23 protein-coding genes are annotated in these 25,415 nt (G+C 46.1%); 2 read left to right on the top strand and 21 right to left on the bottom strand.

Annotated elements, in window-relative coordinates; genetic code table 11:
* Window positions 1-131 precede the first annotated feature (131 nt).
* The 4 genes from MKX40_RS12420 to MKX40_RS12405 all read right to left on the bottom strand — a co-directional run bounded on the left by MKX40_RS12420 (window position 132) and on the right by MKX40_RS12405 (window position 7,206).
* Window positions 132-2,042, bottom strand: coding sequence for an AraC family transcriptional regulator (locus MKX40_RS12420; RefSeq protein WP_339241932.1), 1,911 nt, complete (start codon window positions 2,040-2,042; stop codon window positions 132-134).
* A gap of 204 nt (window positions 2,043-2,246) precedes the next feature.
* A complete protein-coding gene (locus MKX40_RS12415; protein ID WP_339241930.1) occupies window positions 2,247-4,793 on the bottom strand; it encodes a glycoside hydrolase family 2 protein in 2,547 nt (848 codons plus the stop codon).
* Between the two features lie 246 nt (window positions 4,794-5,039).
* Entirely contained in the window at window positions 5,040-6,071 is a 1,032-nt protein-coding gene (locus MKX40_RS12410) for a LacI family DNA-binding transcriptional regulator (protein ID WP_339241928.1), read from the bottom strand.
* A gap of 187 nt (window positions 6,072-6,258) precedes the next feature.
* On the bottom strand, window positions 6,259-7,206 hold the full coding sequence (locus MKX40_RS12405) for a DMT family transporter (RefSeq protein WP_339241926.1): 948 nt from the start codon (window positions 7,204-7,206) through the stop codon (window positions 6,259-6,261).
* A gap of 165 nt (window positions 7,207-7,371) precedes the next feature.
* On the opposite strand from MKX40_RS12405, the gene MKX40_RS12400 reads away from it, so the two are divergent.
* Window positions 7,372-8,247, top strand: coding sequence for a LysR substrate-binding domain-containing protein (locus MKX40_RS12400; protein WP_339241924.1), 876 nt, complete (start codon window positions 7,372-7,374; stop codon window positions 8,245-8,247).
* Window positions 8,248-8,295: 48 nt separating this feature from the next.
* Here MKX40_RS12400 and MKX40_RS12395 read toward each other — a convergent pair whose 3' ends face one another.
* The 5 genes from MKX40_RS12395 to MKX40_RS12375 all read right to left on the bottom strand — a co-directional run bounded on the left by MKX40_RS12395 (window position 8,296) and on the right by MKX40_RS12375 (window position 11,502).
* Window positions 8,296-8,493 (bottom strand): hypothetical protein, encoded by a 198-nt coding sequence (locus MKX40_RS12395; protein ID WP_339241922.1) that lies wholly within the window; start codon window positions 8,491-8,493, stop codon window positions 8,296-8,298.
* A gap of 31 nt (window positions 8,494-8,524) precedes the next feature.
* Window positions 8,525-9,007 (bottom strand): tetratricopeptide repeat protein, encoded by a 483-nt coding sequence (locus MKX40_RS12390; protein ID WP_339241920.1) that lies wholly within the window; start codon window positions 9,005-9,007, stop codon window positions 8,525-8,527.
* A gap of 270 nt (window positions 9,008-9,277) precedes the next feature.
* On the bottom strand, window positions 9,278-10,135 hold the full coding sequence (cyoE, locus tag MKX40_RS12385) for a heme o synthase (protein ID WP_339241917.1): 858 nt from the start codon (window positions 10,133-10,135) through the stop codon (window positions 9,278-9,280).
* Window positions 10,136-10,292: 157 nt separating this feature from the next.
* The gene (locus MKX40_RS12380; protein ID WP_339241915.1) at window positions 10,293-10,859 is read right to left on the bottom strand and encodes a hypothetical protein; all 567 of its coding nucleotides are present in this window, start codon (window positions 10,857-10,859) and stop codon (window positions 10,293-10,295) included.
* A 289-nt stretch (window positions 10,860-11,148) separates the two neighbouring features.
* Window positions 11,149-11,502 carry a DUF3243 domain-containing protein gene (locus MKX40_RS12375; RefSeq protein ID WP_310334611.1) on the bottom strand — a complete coding sequence of 118 codons (354 nt, stop codon included), beginning with the start codon at window positions 11,500-11,502 and terminating at the stop codon, window positions 11,149-11,151.
* A gap of 254 nt (window positions 11,503-11,756) precedes the next feature.
* Between MKX40_RS12375 and MKX40_RS12370 the strand changes: the two genes are divergently transcribed.
* Entirely contained in the window at window positions 11,757-11,966 is a 210-nt protein-coding gene (locus MKX40_RS12370; RefSeq protein ID WP_339241912.1) for a hypothetical protein, read from the top strand.
* A 135-nt stretch (window positions 11,967-12,101) separates the two neighbouring features.
* On the opposite strand, the gene MKX40_RS12365 is transcribed toward MKX40_RS12370, so the two are convergent.
* The 12 genes from MKX40_RS12365 to MKX40_RS12310 all read right to left on the bottom strand — a co-directional run bounded on the left by MKX40_RS12365 (window position 12,102) and on the right by MKX40_RS12310 (window position 25,281).
* The gene (locus tag MKX40_RS12365) at window positions 12,102-13,013 is read right to left on the bottom strand and encodes an NAD(P)/FAD-dependent oxidoreductase (RefSeq protein WP_339241910.1); all 912 of its coding nucleotides are present in this window, start codon (window positions 13,011-13,013) and stop codon (window positions 12,102-12,104) included.
* Between the two features lie 381 nt (window positions 13,014-13,394).
* Window positions 13,395-15,020 carry an S-layer homology domain-containing protein gene (locus tag MKX40_RS12360; RefSeq protein ID WP_339241908.1) on the bottom strand — a complete coding sequence of 542 codons (1,626 nt, stop codon included), beginning with the start codon at window positions 15,018-15,020 and terminating at the stop codon, window positions 13,395-13,397.
* A 215-nt stretch (window positions 15,021-15,235) separates the two neighbouring features.
* Window positions 15,236-15,835 carry a nitroreductase family protein gene (locus MKX40_RS12355; protein ID WP_339241906.1) on the bottom strand — a complete coding sequence of 200 codons (600 nt, stop codon included), beginning with the start codon at window positions 15,833-15,835 and terminating at the stop codon, window positions 15,236-15,238.
* A 153-nt stretch (window positions 15,836-15,988) separates the two neighbouring features.
* Entirely contained in the window at window positions 15,989-16,237 is a 249-nt protein-coding gene (locus MKX40_RS12350) for a hypothetical protein (protein WP_339241905.1), read from the bottom strand.
* A gap of 135 nt (window positions 16,238-16,372) precedes the next feature.
* On the bottom strand, window positions 16,373-17,230 hold the full coding sequence (locus MKX40_RS12345) for an AraC family transcriptional regulator (RefSeq protein ID WP_339241903.1): 858 nt from the start codon (window positions 17,228-17,230) through the stop codon (window positions 16,373-16,375).
* Between the two features lie 71 nt (window positions 17,231-17,301).
* Window positions 17,302-17,850, bottom strand: a complete 549-nt coding sequence (locus MKX40_RS12340; protein ID WP_062833964.1) for a glutathione peroxidase — start codon at window positions 17,848-17,850, stop codon at window positions 17,302-17,304.
* Window positions 17,851-18,046: 196 nt separating this feature from the next.
* The gene (locus MKX40_RS12335; RefSeq protein ID WP_339241901.1) at window positions 18,047-18,943 is read right to left on the bottom strand and encodes a carbohydrate ABC transporter permease; all 897 of its coding nucleotides are present in this window, start codon (window positions 18,941-18,943) and stop codon (window positions 18,047-18,049) included.
* 17 nt (window positions 18,944-18,960) lie between these two features.
* A complete protein-coding gene (locus MKX40_RS12330) occupies window positions 18,961-19,842 on the bottom strand; it encodes a sugar ABC transporter permease (protein ID WP_339241899.1) in 882 nt (293 codons plus the stop codon).
* A gap of 288 nt (window positions 19,843-20,130) precedes the next feature.
* Window positions 20,131-21,447 carry an ABC transporter substrate-binding protein gene (locus tag MKX40_RS12325; RefSeq protein ID WP_339241897.1) on the bottom strand — a complete coding sequence of 439 codons (1,317 nt, stop codon included), beginning with the start codon at window positions 21,445-21,447 and terminating at the stop codon, window positions 20,131-20,133.
* Between the two features lie 170 nt (window positions 21,448-21,617).
* A complete protein-coding gene (locus MKX40_RS12320; RefSeq protein ID WP_339241895.1) occupies window positions 21,618-22,469 on the bottom strand; it encodes a helix-turn-helix domain-containing protein in 852 nt (283 codons plus the stop codon).
* 26 nt (window positions 22,470-22,495) lie between these two features.
* Window positions 22,496-24,316 carry a histidine kinase gene (locus MKX40_RS12315; RefSeq protein WP_339241894.1) on the bottom strand — a complete coding sequence of 607 codons (1,821 nt, stop codon included), beginning with the start codon at window positions 24,314-24,316 and terminating at the stop codon, window positions 22,496-22,498.
* Window positions 24,317-24,513: 197 nt separating this feature from the next.
* Window positions 24,514-25,281, bottom strand: coding sequence for a helix-turn-helix transcriptional regulator (locus tag MKX40_RS12310; protein ID WP_339241892.1), 768 nt, complete (start codon window positions 25,279-25,281; stop codon window positions 24,514-24,516).
* Window positions 25,282-25,415: the final 134 nt, after the last annotated feature.

Here is a 25,415-nt window from a genome sequence, read left to right as displayed (position 1 = left end):
GATTCCAAGATTCCATGATTCCAAACAATAAGCATCATGAATTAAAAATACATGGTTTCATGAAACGAAAAAGGCCCGCTGTGCATTTGCGTTGCACTCGGGCCTTTAACTGTGGGCGGGATGACCGTTCCTCACTTAGACGGTGTATGAAGTCCAATAATCCATTCAGCCAGATCCTGTGTCTGTTTCAGCAAGGCGATGGGGTCACGGAACCAGGATTGTTCTTCTGTCCATATGTACACTCTTCCATTTTTGACAGCAGGTAATGAACCCCAGACTGGATCTGCCTGAAGGTCTTTCAGTTGAGAATTGCTGGTCAGAACAATGTAATCTCCCGCGTATTTGGAGAGCAATTCTATCGAAAATTCATGATAAGCGCCCTGCATCAACTCGGATGGAATGTTCTTTGGTGCCTGCAAACCAAGCAATTCATAGATATTACGTCCTCCCCGGCCTGACTGATTGCCAAAAATGAAAACTTGGCGATCATATTCCTGCATCACGGAGAATGTAACGCCAGCTGGGACAACGCTCTGAACCTTCTGCTTGATTTTGGCAATCTCCTCATCGAAATCAGCCAGCCATTTCTCTGCTTCCGCTTCTTTGCCCAGGACATCACCGAAATAGTTTACTTCGTCCTTCAGTGTGGGGAAAGTGATGGATGCAATCGAAACCGTTGGTGCAATCTTGCTGTATTTCTCATACGCGGCCTTGTCGGGATTCAATGTAATAATGAGATCCGGTTCCAGCTCCATCAATTGTTCAACGGAATCCCCTATCGTTGCAAGACCATCCATGTGACCTTCCAGATAGGGACTGTTCATCAGAAATTGCCCCCCACCGATCGGTTTGACACCAAGAGCAAGCACAGTTCCCAGATAATCGATAGCCGCCACTCGCTCTGGATGTGCAGGGATCTCCACCTCACCAAAGGTCGTTTTGACCATTTTGGTTTCTACTACTGCCGGTTGTTCGGGTTCAGCCGCGACCTCGGATGTTTCTGCCCCCTGCTGGGCTGTTCCACAAGCACTCAATGTGAGTACAAGCGCAAGCGACATAATCGCTGATTTGAAATGGTTAAACATATGGATTTCCTCATCTCCAATATATTGATAATGATTATCATCATCAATTAAAGGATAACGTTCCTCCCGGCCTGTTACAATGGATTCATTTGTTGCATATAATGCACTTTTTGAAACTGATTTCGAATGCTCCTGTTGCTTCAACCGATATTGTCCCGGTGTAATGCCGGTCTCTTTTTTAAATATGCGATTGAAATAGAACGGGTCCATATAACCCACGTACGCAGCAATCTCCTGTAATGAAGCTTCCGTGGATGCAAGCAAACTCCTTGCCTCACCCATTCGTAACCGAATCACATATTCTGTCGGTGTACATCCCGTCTGCTCCTTGAATTTGCGTGATACATATTGCGGACTGTAACTCAAGGACTGGGCAAGCGAATCAAGCGAGATCGATTCCCTATAATGAGCTTTGATGTATCGCAAAACCTGATCGGTAAGCGAAGGTTGCTGAACTTCGTTAAGCATGCGACTCCGCTGTAACAATGCAATCTGTACCAGTTGAAAGAAGTACACTTTGACCTGAATTTTGCCCACTTGCTCCTGCTCTGACCAGCATTCATGTATATTCCGAACAAGCTCGCGCAGCTCAAGTGCATGATCCGGGGCTGTCGCCCAGGACTCTTCGAACGGATTGCGCTGGTTCAGCATCATTCGGTACTCCACCAGCACGTTGGATGGCAGCGTGGATTTGTATAAAATCAGATGCACCTCTGTCACCCCGGTCGCTTCAAGGGTCAGACGCCTTCCTTTTCCTCCGTGCAGCAGCAAGAACTGGCTTGTGGTCCATACCTCTTCATCCAGCCACACCTGCCCCCTGCCTTGAACATACACAAATGCACTGGTCGGTAACACATAATTACGTATGAACTCGTTGGTTTCCAGTGATATAAGACGCACATCAAGCACGCGAACCTGTACCTGATCCCACAGCTTGATGTCATTCTGAATTCCCATATAGACTCCCTTTCCTAAGTACCGATCATGTACAATTCATAGCATTGTGACTACAAACCCACTTATTAATTGATAATGATTATCAATTATAGCAATGATGGCATCATCTTTGAAGCCTACCTCCGTTTTTGCTGGATGACGTAAAAATAAAAACGGTCGAAATCCCTCTTATGAGAGATCTCAACCGCCCTGATGTTAGCCTGATTATCGTTTGATAAAGTCAGCCATGGAACGAACCTGAATGAGTCCTGTATTGGAAGCCGCATCGGCAGATTGCAGCCCTTCTCTGGAAGTAAACTGCACCTTCACCGGGATGCCAGGAATGAGATCGAAGAAGTTGTCCGAGAATACACCTTCCGCTTCTGAAGCGATCCATACCTGTTTGGCAAGCACATCACTTTCCAGCACCAGATGGGCACCAGCCTCATCCGAAACTTCAGTTACTTTAATGTGTGCAGGATTCAACGCAAGATCTTTGGATGGTGCAAAGTAATGCTCCTGCACAATGTCCGCTGCGTCATTCTGCTTCAGATCAATCCGCAGCAACGTTGTTGCTGCATCATGTCCTTCCAGCCATTCAGCCTGGCTTAGGGATAACACCTGCTGACCCGAGTTCGAAGCCACTGTTACTTCATGATTTTCTTCACGATACACCGTGCCATCGAATCCAATCAGTCTAACCTGCAATTGACCCTTCACTGGCTCAAGTAGATCCGAGATGATATATATATCTGTCGTATCTTCCTTGGTTCCATCTACGGATACCAACACATCGCTGAAGCTGCGTTTCGCATAATATTGCAATGCTTTCCAACGACCAAGATAGTCCATTCCTGCCCATGAAGCCACAGGCCAACAATCATTCATTTGCCAGTAAAGTGTGCCCATACAGAATGGTTTACGGCGACGATGCGCCTCAATCGCGGTCTTCATCGCTTCCGCTTGAAGTACCTGACTCATATACAGGAACGATGGAAAATCCTTCGATTCATGCATGTACATATCCATGTATTGTTTGATCAGACGATTGCCTGCCCCATTCTTCTGATGGGCGAGCATGACTTCTGATTCCAGCGCCAGATCCTCTTCTTCCGCGTACGTGCGGACTGATTTGTACTCCGGGAACGACTGAAATCCGTATTCGCTCATGAAACGACCCACATGCACGTTGTAGTTTTCGAACGGTTCTACATTGTGCCATACACCCCAATAGTGAATATCACCTTCGGCTGTGGACGGGTGAGCATGTTGCTTCTCATCCCCTGACAGGGATACAAGTGGTGAAGAAGGCCAGTAATCCACACCTGGAGCATACGCTTCAACGACTTCTGGCAGCAGATCATGGAAGATGGCTTCGTAATCGGCCCAAATGCTCTCACGCTGCTCGGCAGTAAATTCCTTTTTCCAACCCCAGCCACCATTCTCAACATAGTGAGCCCAAGCCGAATCAATCTCGTTGTTCCCACACCAGAGTGCAATACTTGGATGGTTGCGCAGACGTTTCACATTATCAATCGCCTCATGTCTCACACTGTTCAGGAACGCTTCGTCTCCCGGGTACATGCTGCATGCAAACATGAAGTCTTGCCATACCAGAATGCCGTATTCATCACACAGTTCATAGAAGTCATCTTGCTCATAGATCCCGCCACCCCACACACGAAGCATGTTCATATTGGACTCGGCTGCGGATACGATCTCATGACGATAACGTTCACGGGTAATTTCGGTGATGAAACTATCATTTGGAATATGGTTTGCCCCTTTGGCAAAGACCGCAACGCCGTTTAATTCAAAGTAAAAGGAGGCTCCCGCTTCATCTTTGTCACGTACCAAACGAATGGAACGAAGCCCTGTCTTCACTGTAGATTCAGCAACAGCCCGTTCACCTTGAAGCACTTCAGCAAGGAAAGTATACAGATGCGGATCACCAAGCCCACGGCTCCACCACAGTTTCGGTTCATCAATGGAGATTGGAATCTCCACAGTCTGAGTTCCGGGTTGTAGCGATACGGATCTTTCCCATCTCTGTCCATCTGCGCCGATACGAATAATCGTATCTACCGCTTGTGATGTCTCGACTTCCACAACAGCAGTTAATGAAGCTGAGGTAGCGCTTACTTCGTTTTGCTGGATATACACATCATTGATTCGTACCTGTGTCCAACCTTCAAGGCGTGCTTCACGCCAGATCCCACTCGTTACAAAACGCGGACCCCAATCCCAACCATAGTGATACGGCGCTTTACGGGCAAAAATACTTACTCTCTTATCGCCAAGTCCGCCAACATCGGACTGATCATTGGATGCAGGCAACGCATATCCGAGCTTCTCCAGCTTCGGCAGGTCTTCCTGAATCGGCGACCGAAAGCGTATTCGAAGGTTATTGCCGTTCTCCTTTAATACAGCTTTTACATCTGCCTTCCATACTCGGAACATATTATCTGCGGACAACACATGCACCTCATTCACATACACATCCGCATATGTATCCAGGCCATCAAACACCAGTTCCAGATGTTCCTGGGAGAACAACGCTTCGGCCACGTCAAATTCCGTCTGATATTCCCAATCTATCTTATCAATCCATTGCACTTCCTTCTCGTTTGTTCCATAAAAAGGATCTGGAATCTTGCCCAGCTTCAGCAAATCTGTATGCACACAGCCAGGCACCTGAGCCGGCATCCACTCTTGATCTTCGCAAGCCTTGAACGTCCAATTCTGAAAAACCTGTGATTGTATTGTGCTCATGACAGCCTCCATTATTGTTAGAGTTGTTAACCAATATTTTGTTAGGTTTTGTTAGTATAAAAACAAATAACTTACAAAACAAAATTAACACGATATGCTTCTTATAGTCAATCTGTTTTGTTATTTAATTTGTTAAATAGTTTCTGCATAACAAAAAAGACATGAAGCTCTAATGCTCCATGTCCCTTCACTTAACTTATTTACCTGGATGCTTGTTTTTACAATGACTCAATACGTCCTACCATATCACTCTAAACTGGCGTTATATTCATCTCGAATAATTAATTCCGAATAGATCAACTTGCGTTCATAAGGTTCGTCCCGATGCTGAATCCGCCACAACAGCTGATCTACCGCTCTGGTGCCCAGATTCTCTTTGTTGATATGCACTGAAGCAAGGATGGGTTCATCTGTCTGCGTATTGTCAAACCCGGTCACGGCACAGCGTTCAGGAACCTGAATGCCTCGGCTTCGGAGTGCCTCAAGCACGATAACAGCCGTATGATCATTCGCACACACAATGACTTCAGGGATGTCCTCCAGCTTCATTTCGGCAATGGAGCCCCGAATCTGTTCGTATTCCGCGCCCAGCAAACCTTCTTGCTGTTTCCCTGCCACCTGCTTCTCTTCCAGCACCGTACGATATCCAAGCCAGCGTTCTCGAAAACTTGCCGCATCGGGCAGTTGCCCGGCAAACTGGAACCTTCTGTACCCTTTTCCAACAAGCATGAGAACGAGTTCTTTCATACATTTCATATTGTCCGTAAAAACCGAGTCTGCGTATACGGCGGGGTCTTCATGATCTACCATGACCAGTGGAATACGCAGTCTGTAAATTTCCAGCAATACCGATGTCGAGATGGTGCCCACGGTAATGACTCCACTGATTGCTTCGGGATTAAGAACCGAGAACATTCGATCTGAAGAGGGTTCCGTCAGTGTTAAAATATCCATTCCCTTCTCATTCAACCTCTCAGAAATGCCGTCAAAAACAGGCCCCCAGTACAAGGAGGATCGATTCTGAGAACGAATGTTAGGAAACAAAATCAATATGGTGCCTTGCCGCTTCGCTTCTGGCTTCATCTCCAATGACATCTGTGTCTCCAGTGCATAACGCTTCGGTTCAGTTCTGAAATACCCGAGCTGACCCGCCGTTCTGACGATCATCTCGCGTGTATGCTCACTCACACCAGGCTTGCCTGTCAGCGCACGGGACACTGCAAATTTGGACACCCCCGCAGCATCCGCAATTTGCTGCATCGTTACTCTTTTGGCCATACTACTCACCCGTTTTTCCTAATTTTCATTCAGTGTAGCATAAAAAACAAAAATCAACAAAACAAGGTTATGTTATTCTGTTTTTTGTTAGGTCGTTAATTATCTCTTACGCAACGTGAACGACATAACCAAAAAAAGCCCTCTCCCCAACTTCTGTAGAAGATGAAGAAAGAACCTTGTCCCTTAATTATATGCCTGGTGCTCCCTGATCGCCGAGTTCCGATTGTAAAACCGGGCGTTTTCGGCGCCAGAAGACAGGCTGTGGAAGTTTGATCTCTGTGATCAGAACACCGACCAACATCAGCGCTGCTCCTGCATATCCTTGCAACGTTAACGATTCTCCTTGAAAGGTAAATGCAAAGGCCGCTGCGAACAGTGGTTCGAGTGAAAAAATCAGACTTGTTCTTGTCGGTGAAGCATGACGCTGTGCGAGCGTCTGCAAAATATACCCCAAGCCACTACATAATACACCTAAGCCGAGAATCGCTGCCCAGGATTCAGCCGTATCGGGCATACGTGGCGTCTCCAGCATGAATGTAGCTGCAATTCCCCACATCGCTGCAACGCCCAATTGGACGGTTCCCAACGTTAACGGATCATACTTCGGTGTGTACTTGCCAGCAATCATAATATAGATGGCATACACCAGTGCTGCAAGTATACACAGAATATCTCCCGTGTGCAGACTCAGCTCATGTTGAAGCGTCAGCAAGCCAAGCCCGGTAACTGCCACGAGGATGCTGAGCGTCAATCGTTTGTCCGGCATACGGCGATGCTGGATCGTTGTCAGAATAGGCACAAAAATAACCGCCAAACTTATGAGGAATCCCGCTTGGGATGTCGTTGTACGTTGTACACCATAGGTGATAAATACAAATGCAGCGAATAACGCTGTCCCCATAACGGCCCCTGCCACAAGTGTGCCACGATTCATATTATACAACCGCCGATGAAACAGAAGCCCTGCCGCAATAAAGGCAATTCCAAAACGAAATGCGACCAGATTCAATTCTTGCATGGACTCCAGGCCCGATTTCATAAACAGATAGGAAGATCCCCATATGACCGTTGCGAGCAGCATCTGGATGTCCGCTCTTCTTGTTGCCTGACCTTGATTAACCTGTACACCATTCATCTTGCTTCAACCTTCATTCTATGTATTCTGAGCTGTGTGATCGTGCGTCAAACTAACTCGCCTTGGCAAGTATATACGATCTCTTTGCATTATAAAAATGAATATTTATAATAGATTATATGAAATAAACTCATGTATTCAAAATGGGAAGGAACGGAACTATTCATGTCACTCATCAAATATGAAATATTGAATACCGTCGTGGAATATGGCAGTCTCACCAAAGCAGCAGAAGCGCTGAATGTCACCCAATCCGCAGTCAGCCATGCCATCACAAGTCTCGAGACTGAATGTGGTTTTTCACTCCTCCATCGCGGCCGCTCCGGCGTACGGGTTACCGCTGAAGGTGAACGCATTCTGGGATATACACGTGAGATTCTGCGCTGGACGGAACTGATGAACCAGGAAATCTCCCTCATTCGCGGCGCAGAGATTGGTACCGTGCGTATTGGTACGTTCGCCAGTGTCTCCACGCAATGGTTGCCAGGCATCCTGAAACAATTTCGCCTGCGTTATCCAGGAATTGAGATCAAGCTGTGGGAGGGCGATTATGCTGAGATTGAGGGTTGGCTGGCTGGAGGTGCCATCGACCTTGGATTCCTGTCCCTTGGCGATTCCTCCCCTTTTGAGACGATCCCATTACAAAAAGACAGGATGATGTGCATCCTGCCTCTCGATCATCCTCTCGCCTCAGAGGAGTCTGTTTCGTTTGATGTTCTGCTGGAGCAACCCTTTATTCTGCCCAAGTGGGGCGGGGATAACGAGATTGAACGACTGATCCGGCAGCATGCAGCCAAACTCAATGTTGTCTATGAAGTCGCAGAAGATCAAGCCATCATGGCGATGGTCCGTAATGGTCTCGGCATCAGCCTTCTGCCGGAAATGGTACTTCAAAATCATACTGATGCGCTCGCACTCGTGCCGCTCGCAGGAGATCCGTACCGCACGATCGGCATGGCCTGCCCCGCTTTGGGCAATCTATCACCAGCTACGCGGCGTTTCATTGAAGAGGTGCAGCTATGGCTCGGTACGACTATGTAAGTAGTACATTCAGAAAATCATTACGTTTTTCGTTAAAATCAATTGCTCCTATCCATTACTCACAAATTGGATAACACCGAGGATTAGTAGCAGTACAAATATCACCACAATCGTGATGCCAAAGCCACTCAGGAAGCGTACGCCAGGTGAGCGTTTGTTCTGCTGGCTGCCTTCCAGGTGATCCAGCTTCTGCTCAATTTGATCTAACCTTTCATGTACCTGTTTCAGATCTTGATTGGAGTTCATATTCATCCATCTCCTTCTCTGCGTATTCGATCTATTCCCACACCCGATCCAGCTGATCTGCGTAGTAACGGATTGCTCGGTTATAGTCATTGATTCTCTTATCACTAGATGTATCTGCAAGTTGCACGAGCAATCTTTGCATCGCTTCTGCATGTTCACCCAGATTGTAGAGCACCATCGCATAGAACACCTCAAATTCCCGGTACGCCGGGAATTCTTTCAGCCCTTTTTCAAACCAAGCCTTTGCCTGCTCGTATTGTCCAAGCGTTCTGTATGTACTGCCTAGTCCGAGTATTGCACCCGCTCTATCCTCACCAGAAAGCCCAAGACTCAGTGACTTCTCATAATGCGGGACAGCTTCTCGCTCTAACCCAAGTGAATCATGTGCCCAAGCCAACTGATACCAAACATTTGCATTCTCGGGTTCCTGCCCTGTAATCTCTTGCAGAAGCTCAATCGCTTCCTGCACCTTGCCTTCTTGCCTCCATCGTACGGCTTGCTCCAAATCACTCATGATGTCACTTCCCATCTTGCATTATAATTTCCACATATGTGATTCAATTGTTTTATTATACCAAAAAAGCACACTTAAGAATATGTTTCAACAACTGAAGGTTGTCCAAAACCTATTCCATCGTGTGCTTTTTCATCCGGTGCAGGCTGTTATATAAAATGAACTAAAGCATATTTCCGCTGGACACTCCGATGACAGAACAACCAGGTTCAGTTCAATTTATATAGTTTGAGGTGAAATTTTTCTCAAAACGTTCTGTTCAACACCTGATTAAGACCATGTCGTATTCGCGACCATCACAATAAATATAAGCATGAGATAGTTCACTGAGATCAGAAAGTTTACTTTTGCCCACTTCTCGTCATCCTGTGTCTTCAGTCCGCTAAGTGTATGCACGAACCAGATCAGTCCACCGAGCAGAGATACAATCAGAAATACCAGACCAACATAGTCGTAGTAATACAACAGGAACACAGCAGGAAGCAGCAGAAAAACATAAGGAATCATCTGAAACTTGGTGCGTTTCACCCCTTTAACGACAGGCAACAAGGGGAACCCCGCAGAACGATATTCCTCTACCCGGCGAATACCCAATGACCAGAAATGTGGTGGTTGCCAGAGGAACAATAGCGCGAACAGTAACCAGGCTCCCGCATCAATTTCATTGGTTACAGATGTATAACCAATGACAGGCGGCATCGCTCCCGCAATTCCGCCGAGCGACGTGCTCCACGTTGAACTGCGTTTCAACCACATCGTGTAAATCACGATGTAAGCGAACCATCCAAGCAATGCCATCCAGCCTGATAACGGATTCACCAGGAGATACAGCACTGCTAGTCCAACAACACCAAGGACAAGGCCATACCCAAGTACAAACCCTGGCTTCAGATGGTTAATGTAATCCATCCTTTTTTTGGTGCGTTCCATCTTTTGGTCCAATTCACGGTCCCAATAATTGTTGATTACACAAGCTGAAGCAATAACCAAGGTTGATCCAATCACGACCAAGAGCAGAGATAACCATGCGATATCCCATTTTGAAGCTACCCAGAACCCTACCGCCACCGCAAACACATTTAGCCGTAGAAGTCCGGGTTTAGTTAATGCAATCATGTCTTTAAGCATGAGGCTCCTCCTGAACTATGTAAAAACGCCATTCCAATAATGATACATGTACCTACCATTAATTACAATCGCTTTCATGAATTTGTCATAACCAAAAAGCATCCCTCACCGTTCCAATGAACCGGAGGAATGCTTGAATGATGAATTTCTTCTCATTTTATGGGATGTACTGCTGTACAATTTTGGTCACTTTTCCGTCCTGCACCGTCAGATGATATGGGAATACGGACAGGTCAAGAATACGGGTATTCTCATACAACGATTCGAACTTGGATAATGTCACAGGTTCATTCCATTGAATGTCTGCGCCCTGCATCGTGCCGTCTCGATCATACAACTGCATCAACACTTCAGCATTGGCACTAACCTCAACCTGTTCCTGCTCTTTGTTATCATTAACAATATAGTAACCATCAGGAGCACCATCTATACCCGCTTCCGGATTGCGCTGTGCAAAAATCGCATCAGCTTCTTCACCCTGATACCAGCCAATCTTGTCCACTGTCATAAACAATTTGCCGTTTTCCATGTGCATACCTTCAACATAGGCTGTAAACATCTCGGAGTTCGCAACCTGTGCTTCTTTGTCAGAAGGCTGTTGGGCATCTGCACTTTCTTGAGCATTCGCAGGGGTAAGCAAATATGTAGTCAGCACAATCATGCCAAGTAAAGCAACAACTGCACCGATCATTCGTAGTTTCCATTGTTTTGCCGCGTTCTTCATAGGTAACATCTCTCCTTAATATGAACGTTACTATTCCTTAACCGGAAGTCTTCCTTATCAAACGCTCAAGTGAACTATTAATTCCAACATTCTCTCTTTTCCTATCATACTTGGAACAGCGAATATAAAAGTATCAGCCAGATTAAAAATAGTTACAATGAACGTCATTACTCCTGTCTGCAGTTTCCGAAAAAGATAAGAACCCCTGAAGTCTCGTCATTCAGGGGTTCTTGACTAGTACAAGATTCTTATGTTTATTCATGAATATGCTGAAGCATGTATATTAATCTTAATGATTGGTTGTGGAGTCTTGCGCCAAACGAACGAGCATATGAGCCAGCATGTGACGTTCATCTTCCTTGCCGACATTCCAGAGTTCCTGAAGCAACTTTTCTTCACGGTTACGAGGCTCTTCGTTCGCAGCCAGATGGTCAGCTACTTTCTGGGCAATTTTAGCCATCTGTTCTTCACTTAATCCGATAGACTCGCCCATCGCAATTCGTTTACCTAGATATTCTTTGAATGCATCAAAGTTCTGTAAAATCTGTTCTCTCTCTTCCGGTGCAATCTTTTCGATTGCGTTGTCCACCTTGTCCGTTGAAACCTGACCATCTTTATGGATTACATGATTTTGTTCATTCATCTGAATAACCTCCTGTATATTAGTTGTTTATTGGTTTTAACCTTTAGACTTTATAATCAATTGGTTATCTATAATATAAACGTATTGCAGAAGTTTAATCAGCACGTTCACTTTTGTATATATCTTCTATGATAAGAGCAAGTACGCGTTTCAAAAGAACTACAGCGGTTAATCGTTTACATATGTGTAACGGTGTTTGGATATGTTAAAGACACCTTACACCTTATATAATATCGAGCCAGGAGGGATTTCCCATGCGTGATAAAACCAAACCTGAGAAAACAAACGATGAACTTGAACCAGGCGTGAATACCGTTATCCATCCAGACAAACATAATCCCGGACCAACCGACATGATCGAAGGTGTGGTTGGCGATATCGTGGACAACATTCGGAAGGATTTCTCCCATGAATCGAAGGACGAGAAGGCTTCTTCCAAGTCAACAGATTCATCGGATAAATGATTGTCCTTTTTCCAGATGAAGTTAACCCAAAAAGACCTCCCGCCTATTCATGGCTTGGGAGGTCTTTTTGGGTTATGGAAAAATGATATTCTAATTATCCAAACTGAAATTTTATTTTGATAATGAAATCCACATTTAATCGTTTGCCATCTGCTGTAACGCCTTATGAATCCAGATCGCGGCAATGGAACCCTCACCCATCGCAACGGTTGCTTGTTCTGCGTGCAGTCCCAGATCCCCGGCTATCCACACATTCGTCGCTGCCTGCAAGCTGCGCGGATCAGCTTCTACATGTTTATTATCTGCGATCACAGCTCCAAGCTGCTCCGCCAGTTCATAGTGTACCCGATTGCCTCCAAAAGCGATAAAGCCTCGCTCAGACTCAAAGATCTGTCCATCTTCGGTCAGAACACCGGTGATATGACCATCCTCAATCTGTTGCACTTCCTGAACAGCCGCTTCCAGATAACGAACGCCCGCCTCTTTCATGCTGCGATGAAGCTCTGCAGATATGGCGGTCTGCTCATGATTGATATATAACAGATCATTTGTACGCTGAATTAAGATCATCGCCATATGGGCACCTGCTTCACCAGACCCCAATAGCACCGTACGTTGATCCTGAATCTCATAACCATCACAATCGGGGCAGACATAGACTGTTCGGCCAAGGGTCGGGGTTAATCCCGGAATATCCGGAACTCGATCCGATAGCCCCGTTGCCAATAACACCGTTTTGCTCCTATATTCAACGCCGGATGTACCTAACAATTGAATCTTCTCTCCATGACGGCCTGCTTGCACAATACGATCTTTCTCAAAAGATACACCTGTCCGCTCTGCCTGCATCCTGCCTCGGGCTCTGAGCTCTTCACCGGATATCCCATCGGGGAAACCCAGGATATTATGGTACGTCCGACACAGGGTTGATCTGCCTTCTCCCGCGTCGATGACCAACACCTGATGAGCTGAATAACGCCCAAGCTGAATGGCTGCCTGAAGCCCTGCGAGCCCTCCACCTACAATTATGCAATCAACCTCTCGCATGCTCCTTCTCCTCCTAAACTATAATATTGAACTAACAAATATTTACACTGGTCACTCCGATGACAGAACAACCTTCCGATCGCTGTTATCCCCAGATTTTTTTATCTTTTACAAAGGTTAAATCCGGTGATAAGCGTATGCTTTCGATGCAGCTTTCTTTCAGAAAGCTTTAGGCGCACGCTTCGCTTCTTCAGCTTCGTTCTGTCCTCTCCGTTTTGTGTAAATGTTTAGTTCAATATATCTATATTTTGTCCTTATATACATTAAACCGTTCAGCCAAGCTTAAACGATTCCTCATATTGCTTATCTTATACCAAAACAAACAGACCCAAACCATCCGCCTGTATCACGGTTCGTTTGAGTCTATGCAATTCATAATGGTCAGAAGTTATATGATTCAAATCGTGAAGCATTCGAAATAGCGTTCCACACATCGGCTGTTTCGCCGCCCATATACCAGTAAGCCAGACCGGCAATCTGACGTTGTTCACTCATCAACACTTTGGCTGATAACGAACGACTGTCCTCTGCCCATATATATCTTGGCATTCCGTTGCTGTTGTACCCAATCATATATTGAACCAGACTTGCATCCCATCGTCTTACAGATCCTATAGCATGCGCGCGCGTTCCCTGTTCTGACAATGTAATGTCCCAAGAACTGGTTGCCGGGTTCACCGAGGACCAGTCTCGTGTGTACAACGGAAGGGCCAAAATGGTTTTGGCACGTACCACCTCGGAGAGCATAGTATCCAGTGCCTTTTCCACCCATGGAAGAGACGCCACAGATCCTGCTATCGGATCACCGTTCCAGTGTTCCTCGTATCCCATCAGCACCATATAATCCGATACAGCGCCCAGTTTGGCATAATCAAATGCCTCCGTCCAATCTGTACCCAGATCCGGTGATACATCCACAGACACCACTGCACCCAATGCGTGCAACGTAGCCGTCAAGGAGGTCACAAATGCCGTTAACCCTTCACGATCCGCAGGATCAACATTCTCGAAGTCCACATTAATGCCGTCCAATTTATAGGTTTTGACATAAGCAGCTACCTGTGAGATCACTGCCGCTCGGTTCGTTGAGCTGGATAACATCTGATGGGTAAGTGCCGAATCAGAACGATTCCCAAGCAATGGCCATAACTGCCTGTCAGTGGCGGATGCCCAGGAGATCAATGCAGGGTCCGTGTGATCCGTTACTTTCATACTGCTATTCAGGAAAAACCAGCGTGGGACGAGCGTATTCACTTCAGACTGTTCCACCTGCTTCTTGAATTCAGCGGTAGTGGAATTATATTGCCAGCCCAACTGAACGCCGAGTTCATCTCCACGTTGTAACTGTTCAGACCATGTTTTCTTTTGTAAGATCGCATCAAGCATGACCGCAGCTTCTTCGCGCGTTACTTGATCATGCGGTCGGAACATGCCTCCACTTCCCCGCATCAATCCAAGTTGATACACCGTCTGCACATAAGGACGTGCCCAGTCCGAGATATCCGCTGCGTCGAAATACGTTGAAGATAAAAGTGACGTCTCTACGGGTTGTTGTTTTAACATCCGAACAAGAAGAGCAGCCGCTTCTTCGCGCGTAATGGACGCATTAGGCTGGAATGTTCCCTGACCCTTTCCCTCCAGAATGAAAAGATTAGTCATGGCAGCAACATTGCCGTAATACCAGGCATTTATGCTGATATCCTGATAAGGATTGATATTATTTTTAACGGGCTTCAAACCTAGCAATCTCACCGCAAACGTCGCAAATTCTGCACGAGTGACGGCTTTCTTCGGTTCAAATGTAGTCTCTGACGTACCGGCAGCAATGCCTTTGTTCACCAAATGTGTAATGGCATCCTTGGCATAACTCGTACGGGTATCCTGAAACTGTTGCTGCACGGCTGCAGCCTGAACGCCCGAACTAGCCACCGACCCAAGTGTTAATAACCCACACAAAACTATCTTCCACACACGTTGATTCGTCATGTCTTTTAATCTATTATTCACATCAAAAAGCCTCGCTTCATTGGATTACGATCAACTAACATCGTATCAAATTGAAGCGAGGCCGTATGTGGTTAAATGTTGGGAAATGCGAAGCTTACTTAAATCAATTTCATAACTCATTAAAATGAATTTATGTAACTAGATATAGACAAATTGAAACGTTTTGATCTATATCTAGCCTTGATTGAAGCAGCTAAAGGTATTATGAAATTGATTTACTTGTGTACTTTTACGCGCTCTTCAATCGGTTGGAATTGTTTCTCACCCGGTGCTGCCGTTGGTTTACCGAATGGCATCTGAGCGATCAATCTCCAGTTCTCAGGAATGTTCCACTCTTGCTTCACTTTTTCGTCAATCAACGGATTGTAGTGCTGCAAAGATGCACCCAGACCTTCTTGTTCCAGAGCCGTCCAGATTACCAGTTGCAACATACCGTTGGATTGATTCGCCCAGATCGGGAAGTTATCTGCATAAGCTGCAAAATTCTGTTGAAGCTGTGCGATCGCATTGTTATCTTCGAAGAAGAGAACCGTACCATATCCGCTGCGGAATCCAGTCATTTTCTCTGCTGTGGATTTGAAAGCTTCTTCATTACCTACCACTTCACGCAAAATTTCTTCTGTGTGATTCCACAATTTATCATGTTGTTCGCCGAGCAGTACAACCGCACGGGATGTTTGTGAGTTAAAGGAAGTTGGTGTATACTTCACTGCTTCTTCTACGATTTCTTGGATTTTAGCATCCGAAATTGTAGATTCCTTGCTGATTCCGTAATAAGATCTTCTGTTTTTCAACGCATCAAAAAAAGTAGTCATTCTTATTCGCCTCCCAAATTTTTTTCATTTGCCAACATAGTAACTATAATATAGTAACATACATTAGTCAACAAACTAATTTATTTTCACCAAATATACATTCACTGAAAATACTTCACCATTTTTTCCTCAAACAGCTATTAACGTTATGCTTCACTCGCCTTTTTTGCGATAATCCGCCCGGTATTTCTCTTCGGTCGACGAGTTGCTTTTGGTTTGATCCTTGTTCTTCTCTTCCTGAGCCTCCATATTCAGATCTTCCATCGGAATTGGATCTACAGTCTGTTCTTCTTCATAACGGTCAAGCAGACTTTCGTGCTCTGTCTTATATTGTTCAGGATTGTCACGGGATTGTTCCTGACGGGTATCGTTGTTATTCTGGTCCGGTGTGCGCTGTTTCATTCATAATCGCCTCCTGTGGTTTCATTACCTTTCTTTACCTGTTCTGCGTGTGCTCTAAACACAGTGATACGCATTCCGCGAACGAAAATCAACAAAAAAGCCAACCAGACAAGCCGGTCAGCTTACAGAAGACTTCTATGATTGACGATGCAATTGGGTACGGTACAGATCAGGCGAACATCCCACACTTTGTTTGAACATCCGACTAAAATGCGAAAGGCGTTTGAAACCGGACAATCGACTTGCTTCTGTCACCGTGATCTCTGGTTGGAACTGAAACAAAAGCTTGGCCTGATTGATACGACGGTCATACAGATATTTGAATACCGTCAAACCTGTCATTTCCTTAAACATGCCTGCCAGATATGGCTTGGAAAGATGTAATTCCAGTGCCAAATCATCCAGACCAATATCCTTCATATAATGTGTATCGACATAACGAATAATATGCTGGACATGCCGCTCCTTCTCCGATGAGGGAAGTTGTTCTTCGACATCACCCTGGCAGATCTCTGCTACAAAATATAACAGATCACACAGTCTGACATTCATGCGCTCTTGTCTGAAATGGCTCTGACTCTGAGACAGACGATGAAGATCATGCAATAGAGCTTCAAATTCAGAACGGCTATCCCCCGTCAGATTGACCCGGCAATTTCTGAGTTCTTCAAATGGCCTCAGGACCTCAACTATGCGGTCAGCATGCAGACTACTTCGTATGGCAGACGGATCAAAATGCAATGTGCTTCGCTCATAAGTACTGCCAGGCTTCGGATGTGGTCGATGAAGCGTCAAGCCGTGCATTAACACCAGATCACCTGGCTTCAGGTTGTATACCCGGTCTCCTATAATGTAAGTACATTCTCCATCATGAAAATAATAAATCTCATAATGTGGATGTGAATGGAATCCATCTGACTTGCCCGGATTATATACACTGGTGGAACGATAACTATACTCCAGTGAAGCACTAAATTGCATCATGCTCGGCATATTCATGCACCTCCTGTTCGGAAGAGGGAAACGATTCTTGTCATGCCCCTGTATGAGATATCAAAGTGAAATTATAGAAGCTGCTTAATACTCTCTTGAATCTCGTCAATGGAGTCGATCGGTTCGAAGCGTCTAACCACACGACCTTCTGCATCAATCAGGAATTTCGTGAAATTCCATTTGATTGCATCTCCATGTAACCATTCTGGCGCTTTATCAGCCACCATCAATTTCAATAGTTTGGCCTGAATATCGGTTTCATCAAAGCCAGCAAAAGGTCCAGATCTTTTCAAAAAGTCGTAGAGCGGGTGCGCCGCTTCTCCATTCACGTCCAATTTGGAGAACATCGGAAATTTCACACCATAGTTAATCTGGCAGAAGGATTCTGCTTCCGAACTGCTTCCAGGCTCTTGCTCTGCAAACTGGTTGCATGGGAAACCAATAATCTGAAGTCCTTGATCCTTGTACTGATCATACAGTTTCTGCATGTCATCAAACTGGTGCGTATATTTACATTTACTTGCCGTGTTTACGATGAGCACAGGTTTTCCTTCATATTGATAGAGTGGGAAACGCTCTCCACTGGTTCTGGTTACGGTAAAGTCGTAGATGGTTGGCATAAGTCTAGTGCACCTCGCGATAGTTATGTAGTCATTCAGCATCATAGTTCATTGTTAATTATATACGAAGTTTGAACTATTGTATTGCGGAAAGATCGTTATTCTCCCTTTCGACAGAAAACCCTTCCGCCGCGAAGATCACTTCGTTCAGCAAAAGGGTTATATTAAGAGAACACATTGAACATTGGTAACAGCTTCAGCCCTTCACGGCACTTCCAGCCACGCCTTGAATAATGTAATGCTGGCCTACCAAAAAGACGATAATCATCGGTATAATACCTGCCGTGGCAGCGGCCATCATGCCGTTGTAATCCACGTTGTTCTCCAGAATAAAGTTCTGCAGACCAAGCGGCACGGTATACAGGTCTTTGTCGATGAGAAACACAAGCGCATTCTCATAGTCATTCCAGTGCCAGGAGAAATCAATGATCGCAAGTGTAGCCAGCGCTGGCTTCGCCAAAGGCAGAATCAATCTAAAGAATATGCGTAGGTGACCTGCACCGTCGATGAATGCCGCTTCCGAAATCTCCGATGGCACCGACAGGAAGAATTGCCGAAGCATAAACACCCCAAAGATCGTGAACATTCCAGGCAGGATCAGGGCCCAATGCGTATTATAGATGCCGACCCATTCGAACATGAGGAACTTGGGCACAAAGAGCACCTGCGGGGGCACCATCATCATCGAGAGATAGATGAGGAACAGTGTCTCCCGTCCTTTGAATTGAATTCTTGCGAAGCCATAAGCTGCAAACGCCGAGAGAAATACAGCTCCGATCGTGCTAATTAGTGATATTTTCAACGAGTTCAGATAATACGTAGCAAAGGTATCCGCTCCGCTCCAGACCTTAATGTGATGCTCCCAGTTCAGGCTGGAGGGTATCCATTGGATGGGATAGGTGAATACGTCCGCAGGAGATTTGAACGACGTGCTAATCATCCAGATGAACGGCATAATCATCAGCAAAGCAAACCCGGACATCAGAAGTGTCAGTATGATTCTTCGAATCTGGGTTAAGGACTCCATGCGGAATTTACCTTTAGGTGCATGCGGAGCTGTGGGCTTCGCGTTTGCGGCAATTGATTTCTCCATAACGATCCCTTCCCTCCTTAATAGTGAACCCAACGTTTCTGTCCAACCCACTGCAATACTGTGAAGACCATGATGATGGCAAAGAGCGCCCAGCTAATGGCAGCAGCGTATCCCATCTCATAATAGCGGAAGGCATTCTGGTAGATAAAAAGCGACAACACTGTTGTACTGTTTCCCGGCCCACCCTGAGTAATCGCCTGAATAATGCCAAAGTTTTTGATCGTCATAATCAGTCCTGTTATCAGCAGTAAAAAGGTCGTTGGGCTCACAAGCGGCCAGATCACTTGACGAATGGTCTGCCAAGGGCGGGCTCCATCAATCTTAGCAGCCTCAACTAATTCCTCCGGGATCTCCTGCAGAGCTGCTAAATAAATAATCATGTTGTACCCCAGCATGAACCAGATCCAGATGATATCAATCGCATACATGGACCATTCAGTTGTCGATAACCAGCCAGGTGGATTTGTAATACCGATCCCCCGCAAAAAACCGTTTATCGGTCCCGACGTTGGCTGGAACAGCAGCATCCAGACAAAGGCGATCGCAACGCCGCTAGTGATATAGGGCATGAAATAGAGGGCACGCAGTGTTTTTTGCCAGTACACCGACTTGTTCAATGCAACAGCCACGATGAATGCCAACCCCATTGATATTGGAACCGCTAACAGAAATACAAATGTATTTCGCAGCGCTACCCCAAACAGATCATCATTGAACATACGGCGGATATTGTCCAGCCCCACAAAATGTGTCTCCGGGCTCATGAATTTGTAATCGGTGAACATGAGATAGAATGAATAGACAGCCGGTATAATAAAAAACAACAGCACACCAATCATATTGGGCCCAATAAACAAATACCCGAGCCTGCTCTGCCGTTTCATCCAGGATTTATGCATACGCTCCCCCACTCCTTAACATCTGTTCTGAAATTAAGCATAACAAGATGTCCTTTCACTTTTAAGGAACATAACCTCTTTCCTGGTATCACAGAACTATGTATTTTGGCAGTGACCTTCAAGATGAAAATAACATGGAATTGTTCTATTCCTTTAGTCCGGATAGCCCTGGCTCATGTCATACCTCTAATGCTCTTTTGGTCCACTCATTTATTGGTCCAGTACTTATATAGAAAAGAAAAAAAACCGCCCCATTGGGACGGCCTTCGGACTCATTGCTTTTGCCTTCTATTGATTCTGCTTCAGCCAGTCATTATGGCGTTTGACCATGTTCTGTACCGTAACTTCAGCAGTCTGGTTACCAAGGAAGAACTTTTCATACTCCTGTGCACGCAGATCGACTACCTCTTGCGCAATGCTGCGGACAAATGTAGGTGTCTTGTCACCGTACAACACAAACTCCAGTGACTCTTTGTCATAAGAATCGGCATAATCACCGAGCAGATGATCAATAGCCGTCTGTTGATCAACCGCATTCGAGGACGGCAGACGTCCACCGGCAGCCATCGGCATCATCCCTCCATCGGCGTACCATTTCAGGAACTCCCATGCGGCTTCTTTATTTTTCGACTTGGAATTGATCGCGATAAAGTCACCAAGCCCTCCACTCTTCACCATATCTGCTTCCTGTGCAACCAGTCTCGGTACCGGAGCAAAGGCGATTTTCCAATCACGTGGAAACTCGGTCATGTTGTTCGACGTGCGAATCAGCCACTCCCCAATGTTAATCATGGCGGACTCACCACCAAGGAACATGTTCTCCACCGGCATTTTGGAAGTCAGCTGTTCGCCGAGTGGAGGTGTAGTTGCATCCTCCTTCATCATTCCATTCAAAGTCTCCAGCCATTTGGTAACAAGCGGATCGTCGAGATTGGAAGTTCCGTCTGCCTTAACATAACCGTTCTTGACCAGTACAGAATCGAGCGGGTCCACATAGGAAGCGGTATGCTGTACCAAACCGTACTTGAAACCAACATTCTTCAGCTTGAGTGCATATTCTCGGGCTTCATCCCAAGTCCAGGCTGTGGGTACGCTCAGTCCCGCTTGATCAAGCGCTTTCATATTTAAGGCGAAAAAGGCCGCATTTTTCTTGGTTGGCATACCGTAATATTTACCGTCTACTTTCCACGAAGCCGCGTCTTCTCCCATTTTCTCGTCAATGTTGTAGTCCTTGAACTCACCGAGATCCAATGCCGTCCCGCCCTTAATGCGTTTATCGAGATTCGTCAGAGTGTAATTGACATATAGGTCAACGTTCTGACCGGTGGACAGTGCCGTATCCAGCTTCAGATTACCGTCGTCGTCATTCACAAACCGCACATATTCCACTTGAATGTCAGGATGCTCTGCATTCCAGGTATCCACAACTTCCTGCGGACCATTCTCCGGCGGCACTGCGCCCCACATGGTAAGCTTCACTTTTCCCGCTGCTGCTCCACCCCCGTTATCTCCACCATTCGTCTCATTTTTACCAACACAGCCAGCAAGCAAGCCCAGCATCAGCGCACCTACGATTAACCCGGTTAATCCTTTTCTGATTCTCATCTGGTCACATGACCTCCCTGAATTGAAAGTGTACCTTCCGTTACATCGTAGCAGGGACCTTGCTGGGTTCATAAGATACATATCCATGATTCGAATGGAACAAAAATACGGATTTACCCTACCTTATCTAAACACTCGAGTACACATATTCCTTCTATTCATCCTGTGAGTCACGAGCGATGGCGATACTGACTGGGCGTGCAACCGGTCCAACGCTTGAATATTTTGATAAAATAATTATCGCTTCCGAACCCTACCCGGTAACCAATTTCCTGTACGGGAAGGTCTGTCTCACGCAAGTATTCCGCCGCTTTCTCCATCCGTACTCCATGCAGATAATGAATCAGGGTATGGCCAGTTTTCTTTTTGAACAAAGCACTCACATAATTCTCCCCCATCATCACGTAACGCGACATGGATTTGACGGTAATGTCCTGATCGTAATGCTGCCCGATATACTCAATTATTTTGCTAATCTCCGGATGCTTCACAACCGGCTCACGCACAGGTGTAAATGGAAGATCGATTGCAGACGGCGGCGCGGAAGAGACGGTTAGAGAATCAGTCGATGCAGGCGTAGATGTTAGAACTGGTGTGGATGATGGCTCTTCATGATGCGTTGTCTCTGTCCGGGCTTCAGCTGAGGCTCCCAGTTCCGCACTTACCTTACGGAGTGTATCACGCAACGAATTCACACTCATCGACAGCTTCAGAATATAATTCGAAGCCCCGTACTCCATTGCACGGCGTACATACTCGAACTCCCCCATACAGGTGAGCATCACAAACTTGGTTTTTAACCCGGCCTGACGCGTCTGTTTGAGTAATTCCAGACCATCCATACCCGGCATCACAATATCGGTCAGTACAAGATCAGGTGCCTCCTGTATGATCATGGCAAGCGCTTCGGTTCCATTACCGGATTCTCCGATGACCGTGAAGCCCAGCTCTTCCCAGGAAATAATCTCTCGCACCGACTCTCGTACAAATACCTCATCCTCTACAAGTAATACCTTCCACATGCCAGATTCCCCTCTCCAGTAGTCGGCTAGTCTGATCGCTTCTGTACATAAGGCGTCGACAATAAAAAAGGAATGCTGAACCTCACTAATGTCCCCGGTTTGGTATCAATCACTTCAAGTTCACTTTGGCCTTTGAACAGTAATCGCAATCGTTCCCTGAGGTTGGACAGACCAATCCCCGGACGCGTGCGGGTTGTCTGCTGACGCCGGGATTCCTCCATACCAATTCCGTTGTCTGCTACCTCCAGCATCAGCATTCCTGTGTCTTGCCTATATATCCCGATGCGGATTTGTCCAAGTTGCTCCATTGGTCCCACACCATGATGAATGGCATTCTCCACAAGGGGCTGCAAGCTCAGCTTGGGTACCAGCGCATACTCCAGCTTGTCGTCAAAGTCACAAGTCACCTCAAAGCTATCGCGGTAACGAATCCGCTGAATATGAAGGTAGGCTTGAACCAGTTCAATCTCGTCCTTCAGGTATACCAATTCGACCTGTGAATTCAGGCTGACCTCCAGTAGTTTGCCCAAGGAAACACACATCTCGGAGATCTCCTCATTCCCGCTGCGTATCGCACTCCATTTCATTGTATTCAATGTATTCAGGAGAAAGTGCGGATTCATCTGAGCGAGGAGCATGTGAAAATGTACCGCTTCCTTCTGGCGTTCTTCTGCCTTAAGTCTGTTAATCATCTGATTGGCATCATCCAGCATCGTATTGAAGGTACGCGTCAGCTCCAGTACTTCCCCACGACTGCGGCCTTCGGGAATACGAATCTTGAGGTTTTTGCGGACAACCTCTCTCATCTTATTCTGTAAGTGCGACAAGGGGCGCGTAAATGTAGCCGAGATCATAAAGGCCATCACTACAAATGCGCCTGTGAAGCCAAAAAAGGTCAGAAAGTAACGCTGTTTAAGCTCAGATATCTCTGTAAACAGAATGGACAGCGGAATGCGATTCACCATATACCAGTCCAGTGATTCAATGTACACGTAGTTAATCAGCGTATCCGAGGCTGGGTCAGTCAGATAAGCCTGTGCCGGATGCAAAGCTATTTCACGTGTAACTTCCGGGGACAGCGCCGCTGTTTTGGATGATCTGGCTATGGTCTCTCCACTTCCTGTAATAAGATAATACTCCTGATTAGTTTGTGAATCTTTCAACATCGTTTGGAACCAGTACGAGTAATCAATGCTGATCCGAGCCAATCCGTACCGTTTCCCACCGCTATCTTTCATATAGGCATACAGCGACAACAGATACGGGCTGGAGGATAACTCCCGGAGCACAGGATTGGTATCCCGTGCATCCCAGCGATAGAAAAGTTCTTCCGGTTGAAGCGGGTGCGAATCTTTACCCCCTTTTGGAATGGATATTTCTCCAAGACGTTCGCGGAATTGCTCCAGATAAGGGCCATAAGCCAGTGCTGTTTTTGGCAAATACGAAGTGTAAACGCTATCATAAAAATCCAGCAGAGTGAAGTACACCGAGGGATTATATAGAAAGAAACTGTTGTTAATCATCTTGAACTTTTCTTCCACCAGTGACTTGTTCTCCAGCGGCGTACGACTGTCCGGGGAAGTTAGCACACTTCTTACCGCAGAATCCTGTTCCAGAAAAATGAGCGTTTTGAACGCAATGCTCATCTGGTCCTCCAGAGAGCGGTACATCTGCACCAGCTGCTCATGGCTCTGTTCACTGATTTTCTGCTCAACCAGGGATTCAATCTGCTGATAATTGTAGACATTTAATGCACTGAACGGCAAGAGAATCAACACCACAAATGCACCAAACAGACGGTATCTGAGCCGCTGTGGCAACCAACGCTTCCAGTTTGGCTTCTTCATTCTTATGTGCTCGCTCCCCTGTAATTAATGACCCCATTATAGCACCTGCCTGCCATTTACAGCCGGAGTCGAATGATTTGCATGGATATGTGTTATTCATTGCTTGTATCCAAGTGAAATGCACAGATATGTTCTATTGGTGAAAGAACGAATGAATCGATGGTTGATTGGTTGGTTGGTTCATTGGAACCCTCATCTCACACTTGATGTCGTCTCCGGTACTCCGAGGGGCTGATTCCTATGGTGGACGAAAATACACGGCTCAGATAAAATCCGTTCTCATATCCACATCTCTCGGCGATCTGCGTAAGGGTCAGACGGCTATCTGCCAGTAAGGCTTTTGCCTTTTTGAGACGAATCGCCTTCAGATAATCGGAGGGTGTCTCTTGAAAGGCCTCCCGGAACCTTCGGGTGAGCTGGACTGGACTCAATGCCAGATGTTCGGCCAACGTTCGCAGGCTAACTGCCTCTCCTGCCCACTCTTCCAACAATGCTGCTGCTTCAGCCATCAGAGCATCCTCCGTGAACTTCGTTTCCATTAGCCCACTCTGTCTGCGCTCCCATTGATATAGCCGCCACAAATCCAACATCAAATGGGTTTTCCATCCTGTTGAAGCCTCATCGTTGTCCTCACTCGCCTGACGAAGGTAGGCATATGTTGAAGCCAGACGCTTTGTATCATTAATTAGAGATTTTCCAATTGGCGGCAGAAGGTTCTCCCCGTCTGTGGTGTTACAAGAGAACTGCATATAGTGAAACGTCAGCGGGGTTACCGTCTCTCTGCGAAAAGCAACGTGGGGTGGGCACAACACCAGATCAGCAAACCCCGCCTCTCCTGTCAGTCCATCAATCTCGTAACGGAATACTCCCTCTTCAACGGCAAAAACCACCCAAGCATCGTAGATATCTTCTGCGAGCGCAAATGTAGCTTTCTTCTTCCAGTAGATGTGATTAAGAAGCTCCATGACACACCTGCCTTTGTTATGAAATAAAGTATATGCTCGATGATAATATAGTGTATTTGAAAAGTAAATATATAGAACTAATATGAAATTATAGATATGAAATATGAAATCTAAGCTTAGGCTCATCCATATTC

Origin of the sequence: Paenibacillus sp. FSL R5-0517, assembly GCF_037974355.1 — a bacterium.
Lineage (GTDB): Bacteria > Bacillota > Bacilli > Paenibacillales > Paenibacillaceae > Paenibacillus.
Note: the sequence above shows the minus strand (reverse complement) of the source record. Positions and strands in the feature narration are given on the sequence as shown.